9 protein-coding genes are annotated in these 7,661 nt (G+C 72.7%); 3 read left to right on the plus strand and 6 right to left on the minus strand.

All coding sequences use genetic code 11. From position 1 onward, the window contains the following. Positions 1 to 46 precede the first annotated feature (46 nt). Positions 47 to 505 carry a transcription antitermination factor NusB gene (nusB, locus tag SERN_RS11610; protein WP_135850264.1) on the minus strand — a complete coding sequence of 153 codons (459 nt, stop codon included), beginning with the start codon at positions 503 to 505 and terminating at the stop codon, positions 47 to 49. A 17-nt stretch (positions 506 to 522) separates the two neighbouring features. After that, positions 523 to 1,080, minus strand: coding sequence for an elongation factor P (gene efp, locus SERN_RS11615; protein ID WP_135850265.1), 558 nt, complete (start codon positions 1,078 to 1,080; stop codon positions 523 to 525). Between the two features lie 285 nt (positions 1,081 to 1,365). Between efp and SERN_RS11620 the strand changes: the two genes are divergently transcribed. The 3 genes from SERN_RS11620 to SERN_RS11630 all read left to right on the plus strand — a co-directional run bounded on the left by SERN_RS11620 (position 1,366) and on the right by SERN_RS11630 (position 4,694). Then, positions 1,366 to 2,001 carry a PepSY domain-containing protein gene (locus SERN_RS11620; protein WP_135850266.1) on the plus strand — a complete coding sequence of 212 codons (636 nt, stop codon included), beginning with the start codon at positions 1,366 to 1,368 and terminating at the stop codon, positions 1,999 to 2,001. Between the two features lie 161 nt (positions 2,002 to 2,162). After that, positions 2,163 to 3,107, plus strand: a complete 945-nt coding sequence (locus SERN_RS11625; protein ID WP_135850267.1) for a nucleoside hydrolase — start codon at positions 2,163 to 2,165, stop codon at positions 3,105 to 3,107. A gap of 60 nt (positions 3,108 to 3,167) precedes the next feature. Then, complete coding sequence (locus SERN_RS11630) at positions 3,168 to 4,694, plus strand: SPFH domain-containing protein (RefSeq protein WP_135850268.1); 1,527 nt, start codon at positions 3,168 to 3,170, stop codon at positions 4,692 to 4,694. Here the strand turns inward: SERN_RS11630 and SERN_RS11635 are convergent. The 4 genes from SERN_RS11635 to SERN_RS11650 are packed head-to-tail and all read right to left on the minus strand — an operon-like array spanning position 4,681 to position 7,617. Next, complete coding sequence (locus SERN_RS11635; RefSeq protein WP_158292644.1) at positions 4,681 to 5,457, minus strand: 4'-phosphopantetheinyl transferase family protein; 777 nt, start codon at positions 5,455 to 5,457, stop codon at positions 4,681 to 4,683. The genes SERN_RS11630 and SERN_RS11635 overlap by 14 nt on opposite strands. Beyond that, entirely contained in the window at positions 5,454 to 6,404 is a 951-nt protein-coding gene (locus tag SERN_RS11640) for an ABC transporter permease (RefSeq protein ID WP_233251644.1), read from the minus strand. The genes SERN_RS11635 and SERN_RS11640 overlap by 4 nt, the downstream gene beginning before the upstream one ends. Continuing rightward, positions 6,401 to 7,411, minus strand: coding sequence for an ATP-binding cassette domain-containing protein (locus tag SERN_RS11645; RefSeq protein WP_135850270.1), 1,011 nt, complete (start codon positions 7,409 to 7,411; stop codon positions 6,401 to 6,403). The genes SERN_RS11640 and SERN_RS11645 overlap by 4 nt, the downstream gene beginning before the upstream one ends. Continuing rightward, complete coding sequence (locus SERN_RS11650; protein WP_135850271.1) at positions 7,408 to 7,617, minus strand: MbtH family protein; 210 nt, start codon at positions 7,615 to 7,617, stop codon at positions 7,408 to 7,410. The genes SERN_RS11645 and SERN_RS11650 overlap by 4 nt, the downstream gene beginning before the upstream one ends. Positions 7,618 to 7,661 lie beyond the last annotated feature (44 nt).

Consider the following 7,661-nt stretch of genomic DNA (forward strand, 5'->3'; position numbering starts at 1 on the left):
CCCGCCTCACAGGACGGGCTTAAAGGTGGAGTGGTCGTTCGTGACTCTACTGCTGCTCCCCAGGGGTCGCCGCGGCATCTCGGAGGGCGGGCGCCTGGCGCTGGAGCTGCCCCAGGAGACCGTTGACGAACTCCGGCGAACCGTCCGTGGACAGGTCGGCGGCGAGGTTCACGGCCTGCTCGACGGCGACGGCGTCGGGGACGTCGTCGTTGTAGAGCAGCTCCCACGTCCCGATCCGGAGGATCGCGAGGTCGACGGCGGGCATCCGGTCGACGGTCCAGGCGTGGGAGTAGGACTCCAGGAGCTCGTCGATGCGGTGGAGGTGCTCCGCGACGCCCTCGACGATCTCGGCGGCGTAGGTGCGCATCGGCTTCAGGCCGGCGTCGTTCGCCATCCGCTGCGCGAGCAGGTCGATGATCGCGATGCGGTCGCCGGCGCGGCCGCGCTGGTCGGCCTCGAAGAGGAGGTCGAGCGCGCGCCGTCGGTCCTTGCTGCGGTCAGGCACGGGGTGTCGACGCCGGCTCAGGCGCGGCCGAGGTAGGCACCCGTGCGGGTGTCGACCTTGACCTTGGTGCCGATCTCCACGAACAGCGGGACCTGGATCTCGGTGCCGGTCTCGATCGTGGCGGACTTCGTGCCCGCGTTCGAGCGGTCGCCCTGCAGGCCGGGCTCGGTGTAGGTGACCTCGAACACGATGGAGGCGGGCAGCTCGACGTAGAGCGGGTTGCCCTCGTGCAGCGCGACCATGACCTCGGTGTTCTCGAGCAGGAACCGGGCGGCGTCGCCGACGGTGGGCTCGGTCACGTAGATCTGCTCGTAGTCGCTGGAGTCCATGAACACGAAGGACTCGCCGTCCTTGTACAGGTACTGCATGTCGCGCTTGTCGACGTTCGCGGTCTCGACCTTGAGGCCGGCGTTGAACGTCTTGTCGACGACCTTGCCCGACAGGACGTGCTTGAGCTTGGTGCGGACGAAGGCCGGGCCCTTGCCGGGCTTGACGTGCTGGAACTCCACGACGCTCCAGAGCTGGTTCTCGAGGTTGAGGACCATGCCGTTCTTCAGGTCGTTCGTGCTAGCCACAGGGAGTCCTTCGTGTCGTGGGGCGGTGGCCCCTGGTCGGTGCGTGCGTGCCGTTCCTGTCCCGACGGCGGCCGCTGCGACCGGGCACGGGGGGCGTGCGCGCGGGCGGGCCGGGGAGTCGACGGACGTGCCGCCGACACTTTACGGCATCGGGGCCCCGCGGGCCGCTGGGCTCACGAGGAGCCGGCGGCGGGCGGGCCCGCCGACGGCCGGCCCATCTCCAGCATGAGAGATCTGTCATCGTCCTCTCACGCTCTCCTCAGAAGCCGCGGTGAGGCTGGTGCCATGACACGGATCACCACCGCCCTCGGCGTCTCGGCCGCCCTCGCCCTCACCCTCACCGTCGGTGCCTGCAGCACCTCGGCCCCGACCGACGGCGGCAGCGCCGCAACCGCGAACCCGGCCACCCCGAGCAGCTCGGAGAGCTCCTCCGCCGCGCCGACGACCAGCTCGTCCAGCAGCCCGACGCCCAGCTCGACCACCGGCGCTCCGGCCGACGGCGCCGGTGACGCCGGCCCCGACGACCGCACCGCGGCGGGCCTGGCCGCCATCGGGATCGCCGAGAGCGAGACCGGCGGCGTCGCCTACGCGATCGACGACTCCGACGACGACGGCGGGTGGGAGGTGGACGTCCGTACCGGCGACACCTCGGTCGAGGTCCGCGTCGGCGCGGACGGCGTCGTCAGCGGCACCGAGGCAGACGACCTCGACGGCGAGGACCGGCGCATCCTCGACGCCGTCGGGATCACCCTGGCGCAGGCGATCGAGGCGGCGGTCGCCGAGACGGGCGGCACCCTCGACGACGCCGACCTCACCGACGACGACGGCGACCACGTCGAGGTCACCGTCGACACGGCGGAACGCACCGACGTCGACGTCCACCTGGACCCGGTCAGCGGCGACGTGCTGCGCGTGGGCTGACGGACTGCGCGTGGGCCGACGGGCGGCGCGTGGGCGGACGTCGGCGCGATCCGGTCCGCCGGTGGCGACCGGATCGCGTCGAGGCCATGATGGACGGCTGCACCAGCTCCCTCCTCGCCCACCGTGACGCTCCCGCCGGAGCCCCCAGCGTCAGGACACCCATGAGCCGTCCCCGGCCGATCTACCTCGACTGCGACACGGGCATCGACGACGCCCTGGCGCTGACCTACCTGCTCAACAGCGACGGCGTCCGTCTCGCGGGAATCGGCACCGTCTCGGGCAACACCTCCGCCCGGGAGGCTGCGGCCAACACGCAGAGCCTCCTGCGTGCGCACGGCTCCGTCGTCCCCGTGGCGGTGGGCAGCCACGACCCGCTCGACGGTCGCTACCGCGGCGGAGCGCCGCACGTGCACGGCGGCAACGGGATCGGGGACGTCTCGCTGCCGCCCGGCGACGACGTCACCTCCGAGACCGCCCCCGAGATGCTGCTGCGCCTCGCCCGGGAGCACGGGCGGGACCTGGACGTCGTCGCGATCGGCCCGCTGACGAACATCGCGCACGCGCTCGCGCTGGATCCCACGCTCCCGGAGCGCGTGGGGACGCTCACGATCATGGGCGGAGCGGTCTGGGCCCCCGGGAACATCACCGCCGTCGCGGAGGCCAACATCCACAACGACGCCGAGGCAGCCAGGCAGGTGCTCGCGGCGGGGTTCACCACCGTGCTGGTCCCGCTCGACGTCACGCTCCAGCACTGCTTCGACGACGAGGACGCCGAGGTGCTCGCCCGCGAGGCCACGCCTCTGCACGTCGCGCTCGGAGCGATGCTGCACCGCTACCTCGACTTCTACGAGAGCGTCGACCACGTCCGGCGCTCTCCGCTGCACGATCCGCTGGCCGCCGCGATCGCCGCCGGAGACCTCAGGATCGACACGCGCGAGACGGGCGTGGCGGTCACGATCGGTGGGCCGGAGCACGGCCGCACCGTGGCCACTGACGAGGGACCGGTCGCGCGCGTCGTGATCGGGGCCGAACCCGCCACGGCCGCCCTCATCCGCGACCGGATCATCGCCGGACCCCACCCGAGCCACTACGCCCCTAGAGTTTGAGGCAGTCCACCTGACCGACCGGTCGCGCACGATCGCGACCGGATCTGATCGAGGAGTGCCATGGAGCTCTCGGAGTCCGTCCCCGTCATCGTCGTCGTCGCGGTCGTGATCGCGTTGATCGTCGTGGTCGCCGTCGTCGGCGCGATCTACGCCAAGGTCCGTTTCAAGATCGCCACGCCCGACGAGGCGCTCATCATCACCGGACGCAAGAGCGGGAAGCCGGTGATCAACCCGGAGACCGGGGACGAGACCACCGACCTGTCCGGCCAGCGCGTCGTCATCGGCGGCGGAACGTTCGTCAAGCCGATCTTCGAGCAGGTCGTGCGGCTGTCGCTCGCGTCGCAGAGCTTCTCCGTCGCCGCCGAGGACGCGACCACGAAGTCGGGTGTCGCCGTCACGCTGCGCTCCATCGCCGTCGTCAAGGTCGGCGGGACCGAGCGCATGGTGCGCGCCGCAGGTCAGCGCTTCGCCGGGCGCAGCCAGGAGCAGGTCATCGAGCAGCAGACCTCCGAGGTCCTGGTCGGTGTGCTCCGCACCATCGCCGGGACGCTGACGGTCGAGTCGATCCTGTACGAGCGCCAGGACTTCTCCAAGGAGGTCAAGGACATCGCGGTGCCGATGCTGGCCGAGCGGGGCCTCGTCCTGGAGAACTTCGAGATCCAGACGGTCGAGGACACGGGCGCCTACATCCGCAACCTCGGCCGTCCGCGCGCCGCCGCGGTCGCGCGCGACGCCGAGATCGCCGAGGCCCAGGCGCAGCAGGAGAGCACCGAGCGCTCGAACGAGGCCGCCGTGCAGATCGCCGAGTCGAACAAGGCCCTGGCGCTGCGCAACGCGACGATCACGCGGGAGACCGCGACGGCGCAGGCCGACGCCGAGGCCGCGCGCGAGCGCGCCGAGGCCGCGGCGCAGCAGGAGGTGCTGATCCAGCAGGAGCAGGTCGCCGTCCGTCGCGCCGCGCTGCGCGAGCAGGAGCTGCAGACCGAGGTCCGCAAGCCTGCCGAGGCCCGCAAGTACGAGGCCAGCCAGGAGGCCGACGCGCGCAAGTACTCGGTCGAGCAGGAGGCCGAGGCGGCCAAGACCACCGCGATCCGCAAGGCGGAGGCCGAGGCGCAGCGCACCATCGCGCAGGCCGACGCCGAGGCGTCCGCCGCCCGCGCACGGGCCGAGGCGTCGCTGATCGAGCAGCAGCGTCGGGCCGAGGGTGCGCTGGCGCTGGCGAGGGCGGAGGCCGACGGCATCCAGGCGCGCGGCGAGGCCGAGGCCGCCGCCGAGCGTGCCCAGGGTGAGGCCCGCGGTGCGGCGATCAAGGCCGAGGCCGACGCCTACCAGACCTTTCCGGAGTCGGCGCGCCTGCAGATGGTGCTGGACGCCCTGCCGAAGATGGCGCAGCCGTACGCCGACGCGCTCGCCGCCATCGACGGCATCACGATCATCGACAAGGACGGCGCCTCGCGCCTGCCCGGCCAGGTCTCGACCGGCGTGCAGGAGGTGGCGACCCTGCTCAAGGCGCAGACCGGCGTCGACCTGCTGGAGCTCATCGGCGGGCTCGGCGGGGAGAAGGGGACAGACGTCACGCCCTCGTGACGAGGTCGACGTCGACCGCGCGGATCGGCCGGACCTCGGCCGCCGCGACGGCACGGAGGTAACTCCGGCGTCCGGGGTGGTCGTCGCGCCGTCCCGGCAGCGCGACGACGACCAGTCGTCGCACCGCGTCGACGGGCGCCTCGAGCACACCACGCCAGTCGGCGGGACCGATCGACGAGACCTCGGTCGGTGCCGCGCGGTCGGCACGCTGCGGTGCGAGTCGCACCGCGTTCGGCGACAGGGTCAGCCCGAGGCCGGCGGCCTTGAGCACGGCCTCCTTCTCGACCCACCGCTGCATCCGGGCCCGATCGGCGTCGGCGGTTCCGACGACGTCGGCTCGCTCGTCCGGGTGCAGCGCGTAGTCGTCGAGGCCGGCGGCGCCGCCGAGGGCCGTCGGTGTCACCGCCTCGACGTCGACCCCCACGCGGGCGGAGCCGGGGGCGACGGCGACGAGCACGCGCTCCCCCGAGCCCGACGTGCTCAGCGACAGCCCGGCCGTCCGGGGCTGACCGTGCGGTGCGCCGCAGTCGCGGCACCGGCGGTCGATGACGATCTCCGACGCGCGACCGGCGGGACGTCCCGTCCGCGCGGCCACGAGGAGCCGCAGCGCCGCCCGCCCGGCGAGCGTGCGACGGGAGTCCTCCGGCCGACGCCGGCGCGCGGCGGCCGCGCGATCGACGTCGTCCACGAGCTGCTCGGCCCCCGTGAGGCGCGCGCACGCCGCGAGCACGTCCGTCACGGACGCGTCGAGGAGCGTGATCACCGCTTGCTGATGCGGCGGTACTGCCCCACGGCGATCGGGGCGAAGATCGCGATGATGGCGATGCAGCAGACGAACGCGTAGAGCGTCGCGTTGTCGGCCGCCCACCCGGTCGCGACCTCGAAGCCCTCGGGAGGCTGGTTGCCGAAGCCCTGGCGGACCGCCGTGGCCACCGCGGTCACGGGGTTCCACTCCGCGATGGTGCGGAGCACGCCCGGCAGGGTGTCGGCCGAGACGAAGGCGCCCGAGATGAAGCAGACCGGGAACAGCCACAGCAGCCCGAGGCTCTGCGCCACCTCGACGCTGCGTGCCGTCAGGGCGATGGCCGCGCCGATCCACGAGATCGCGAAGGCGAACAGGACGAGCAGCCCGAACGCGAGCAGCACCGGTCCGATCGAGGTGTGGACGCGCCACCCGATCGCGAGACCGCACACCACGATGACGGCGATCGAGATCCCGCTGGTGACGAGGTCCGACGTCGTGCGCCCGAGGATCACTCCCACGCGGGACATCGGCAGGGAGCGGAAGCGATCGATGAGACCCGACTGCAGGTCCTTGGCGAGGTAGACCGCCGTGAAGGAGGAGTTGAACGTCAGGGTCTGCGCCAGGATCCCGCCGATGAGGAACTCGCGGTAGGCGTCGCCGCCCAGGGCGCCGCCGAACACGAAGGCGAGGATGAGCACGAAGATGATCGGCTGCGCGACGCCGGTCACGAGCGCACCGGGCGTGCGCCGGACGTTGACGACGTTGCGGCGCGCGACCACCCAGCCGTCCCTGGCGGCGGCCAGGAGCGGTGCGAGGACACCGCCGCGGGGCTCGTCGGGGACGAAGGGGCCGCGGGGGGCGACGGCGGTTCCTGCGGTTCGTCCGTCGGTCTCGGTCGCCTCGGTGGTGAGGTCGTCGGGAGCGGCGTGCCGCCCCCGGGGGGTCAGTGTCGTGGGCGTGGTCATGCGACCACCTCCTCCCGGTCGTGGCGCCGCGCGCCGGTCGGTGCCGTCTCCGCGGACTCGAGGGCCTCCGCCGGCTCGTTCGCCGGGCTGCCCGTCAGACGCAGGAACACCTCGTCCAGGGTCGGTTGGCGCAGCGCCGCCTCGGCGACGTCGACACCGCGGTCGGCGAGGGCGCCGAGCACCGTGCGGAACGCCTCGGGGCCGCCGGTCGCGCGGGCGGTGAGGCGCCGCGCGCGCTCGTCGAGCTGGGCGTCCTGCGCGGTGCGACGGGCGGTCGCGAGTGCGACGGCGCCGTCGGCGCCGGGCGCGAGGACGATGTCGATCCACGCTCCCCCGGCGCGCGCCTTGAGCTCGGTGGCCGTGCCCTCGGCGATGATCGCGCCCGCGTCGATGACGGCGATCGAGTCGGCCAGCTGGTCGGCCTCCTCGAGGTACTGCGTCGTCAGCAGGACGGTGGTGCCCGCCGTCGCGAGGGACTCGATCGCGTCCCACGTGTCGCGGCGACCGCGCGGGTCGAGGCCCGTCGTCGGCTCGTCCAGGACGACCACGGGGGGCCGCGCGACGATGGCGCCCGCGAGATCGAGCCGGCGCTTCATGCCGCCGGAGTACGACCCCGCCTGCTTGCTGTCCGAGACGTCCTCGAGACGGAAGTCGCGCAGCAGCTCGCGGGCCCTGGCCTTCGCCTGGGACCGGCGCATGCCGTACAGCTCGCCGACCATCGTCAGGTTCTCGAAGCCGCTCAGCTTGTCGTCCACCGCCGCGTACTGCCCCGAGACACCGAGGTTGCGGCGGACGAGGTCGCCCTGCGTCCGCACGTCGTGACCGGCCACCCGGACCTCGCCGGAGTCCGGCACCAGCAGCGTGGTCAGCACGCGCACCGTCGTCGTCTTCCCGGCCCCGTTGGGACCGAGCAGACCCTGGACACTGCCCTCCGGCACCTCGAGATCCACGCCCGCGAGGGCCTGGAAGTCGCCGAAGCGCTTGGTCAGGCCGTGGATGGAGATCACGAGGCGACGCGCTCCCGGTCGGTCACGGGGGTGATGTCGTGCCAGTTCTCGGTGACGTAGTCGACCGCCTCCACCCGCGGCGCGGGACCGAACACGGCGACCCAGCCCTGGGGCACGTCGGCGAACTCCGGCCAGAGGGAGTGCTGGTTCTTCTCGTTCACGAGCACGCGGAAGCGTGCGTCCTGGTCGTCAAAGGGGTTCGTCATCGTGTGTCCTCGTCCTGTCTGTCTCGGCAAGCTCTCTGCCAGGG

It is taken from the genome of Serinibacter arcticus, from assembly GCF_004786095.1.
Classification (GTDB): domain Bacteria; phylum Actinomycetota; class Actinomycetes; order Actinomycetales; family Beutenbergiaceae; genus Litorihabitans; species Litorihabitans arcticus.